General features: G+C 50.5%; 2 protein-coding genes. One reads left to right on the top strand and one right to left on the bottom strand.

The genetic code is table 11. The features are described 5' to 3' along the window. The coding region (locus tag AB4Y96_RS26395) for a hypothetical protein (protein ID WP_441920989.1) at window positions 1–207 on the top strand (207 nt) is incomplete at its 5' end. A gap of 96 nt (window positions 208–303) precedes the next feature. On the opposite strand, the gene AB4Y96_RS26390 is transcribed toward AB4Y96_RS26395, so the two are convergent. After that, on the bottom strand, window positions 304–537 hold a 234-nt coding region (locus AB4Y96_RS26390; protein WP_441920987.1), incomplete at its 5' end, for a hypothetical protein.

Genomic DNA, 537 nt, shown 5'->3' with positions numbered 1-537 from the left:
GCGCAAAGCTTGCAGAACTTGACTCCCTGCAACCCACCTCTCTCCCTCATGGTGAGCTTGTCGAACCACGCGCTATGTTACTGCAATAATCTTTTCAAAAAAATCATGCCAACTTATCCAACACCATCCCACCTCGCTTATTCTGATGGTGTCCTTTCCGGCGGGAATGCTCCGGAAAACTTTCTGAAGTCAGGAAAGGATCGGTGATTTCACCTGCGGGGAGACCCAACCGCAGGGGAAGCGGTTTTATCTCACAAGGGTAAAACCAGTCATCGGGACGGGTGATCCGGTTATTTTCTTGGTTCAAACAGGAAAATCTCCGGGGAACGCATTGATTACACTACCAATACCAAGACACCCGCGTTCCCCTTTGGATCGCCCGTCTTTCCCACCTTTCAATAGCCAGACGCGAAAGCGGGTGTGGTGATGGGGAAGCTCAATCATGTCGGCTGCAAAACGATTGTTGCGCCCTTCGACAAGCTCAGGATGAGGGGTTTGGTTTGGTTGCAAAACTAATCTCCACCATTGCAGAACTTG

This window comes from Phyllobacterium sp. TAF24, assembly GCF_052113785.1.
GTDB lineage: Bacteria > Pseudomonadota > Alphaproteobacteria > Rhizobiales > Rhizobiaceae > Phyllobacterium.
Note: the sequence above shows the minus strand (reverse complement) of the source record. Positions and strands in the feature narration are given on the sequence as shown.